The sequence below is a fragment of the Isoptericola sp. NPDC060257 genome, assembly GCF_042726645.1.
Lineage (GTDB): Bacteria > Actinomycetota > Actinomycetes > Actinomycetales > Cellulomonadaceae > Isoptericola > Isoptericola nanjingensis.
In genome coordinates this window covers 1-1,796 of the sequence record NZ_JBHXAW010000465.1, presented here as the reverse complement: position 1 = coordinate 1,796, position 1,796 = coordinate 1, and the positions used below count along the sequence as shown (strand labels likewise).

Sequence of the window (1,796 nt, the reverse complement as noted above, 5' to 3'; positions counted from 1 at the left end):
GGTTTGTGGGGCTGTGTTTTTTTTATAAGTCCCCGGGCCGGCGCCCGGCGCGTCCGCGTCCGCCGACGCCCCGGTCGTGCTGAACGGCGGCGGCCGGGCCGCCGGGGCGGCCGGCGACGACGCCGCGCCCGGCGGCGCCGCGATGGGTGCCGCGGAGGACAGCGCGGGCGCGGGCGACGCCGCCGGGTCGTCGGACACCGCCTCCACCATGCCGAGCTGGGCCACCTCCGGTCGGGCCCTGTTCCGCGCGGAGGGGCTGTCCACCGAGGGCGGGACGGCGTCGGCATTCGCTTTCGACGCGACGGGCGTGGCCACCCGCGAGGGGGCCGCGCGGCTCGCGCAGACGCTCGGGGTCGAGGGGAAGCCGCGGTGGGAGTACGGCTGGTCCGTGGGCCCCCAGGACGGCAGCGGCCCGCACGTCTGGCTGTCCGCCGACGGCAGCGCGACGTTCGGCTACAACGACCCCGGCGCCGACCCGTGGCAGTGCGAGGACGTCGTCGCCCGCAGCGACGGAGGAGACGACGGGGAGGACACCGAGCCTGCGTGCGACGAGCCGGCGACGTCGTCCGTCGGCGACCGGGAGGCGCGCGACGCGCTCACCGACGTCATGCGGAGCCTCGGCGTGGACCCCGACACGTTCGAGATCGAGGTGGGCGAGAAGACCGACGGCGACCCCAGCCGCTGGGTCACCGCCTCCCAGGTGGTCGACGGCAGCCGCACCGGCGCCCAGTGGAGCGCCACCGTCGGGGAGGAGGGCGTCGCCTGGCTCGACGGCTTCCTCGCCACCACCGAGGACCTCGGCGAGTACCCCGTCATCAGCCCGGCCGAGGCCGTGCGGCGCCTGGGCGACCCCCGGTTCTCCGGCGCGGCCTGGCCCGTCGCGTACGCCGACGAGGAGGCGATGTGGGCTGCCGAGCCCGACGGGAACGAGCCGACCGAGGCCCCGGCACCACCCGCGGCCGGCGACCCGGTGGACTGGCCGGTGTCCGACGTCGAGATCACCGACGCCCGGCTCGGCCTGGCGCAGCAGTCGCAGGACGACGGCTCGGTCGTGCTCGTCCCGGCGTACGAGCTGTCCGACGCCGACGGCAACGCGTGGTCCGTCGTCGCCGTCGCGGACGAGGCGATGGACTTCTCGGCCCCGCGGTGAGACCCGTGGCGGCCGCCGACGCGCGGGAGTGACCGCCACCACGCGGGCGCTCCCTGACGTGAGGTGCGGGTGCGCGTTACGGTCGTCGTGACCTGTCCCGGAGCACGAAGGAGATCTCCTATGTCCACCCGTACCGCACGCACCGCCTGGAACGGCGACATCCAGAAGGGCTCCGGCCGGGTCGAGCTCGCCAGCTCCGGCGTCGGGACGTTCGACGTCTCGTTCCCCCGCCGGACGGCGGACGCCGCGGAGGGTGTCACCAGCCCGGAGGAGCTCATCGCGGCCGCGCACTCGTCGTGCTTCGCCATGGCGTTCTCGCTCGAGGTCGCGAACGCAGGCGGCACGCCCGGCAAGACCGACGTGACCGCCGACGTCACCCTGACCCCGGCCGCGGGCGGCGGCCTCGAGATCTCGAAGATCAACCTCACCGTGGTGGGCTCGGCCGCCGGCATCGACGCCGACGCGTACCGCGCCGCCGCCGAGGCTGCCAAGGCCGGCTGCCCGGTCTCGAAGGCGCTCGCGGGAGTCGGCGAGATCACGCTGGACGTGACCTTCGAGGGCTGACCTCGAGGGAGTACGCGCCGCGGCGAGGAAGTGCCGCGATCGCCGACCTAGTAGCCCAGACGGCGAGGTAGTACGAGAGCTC

At 74.9% G+C, this 1,796-nt stretch carries 2 protein-coding genes; both read left to right on the top strand.

Annotation, left to right across the window (positions count from 1 at the left end; genetic code table 11):
• The first annotated feature begins 76 nt into the window (after window positions 1–76).
• The gene (locus ACFWEK_RS21340; protein WP_430555341.1) at window positions 77–1,150 is read left to right on the top strand and encodes a hypothetical protein; all 1,074 of its coding nucleotides are present in this window, start codon (window positions 77–79) and stop codon (window positions 1,148–1,150) included.
• 120 nt (window positions 1,151–1,270) lie between these two features.
• Window positions 1,271–1,714 carry an OsmC family peroxiredoxin gene (locus tag ACFWEK_RS21335; protein ID WP_430546136.1) on the top strand — a complete coding sequence of 148 codons (444 nt, stop codon included), beginning with the start codon at window positions 1,271–1,273 and terminating at the stop codon, window positions 1,712–1,714.
• Window positions 1,715–1,796: the final 82 nt, after the last annotated feature.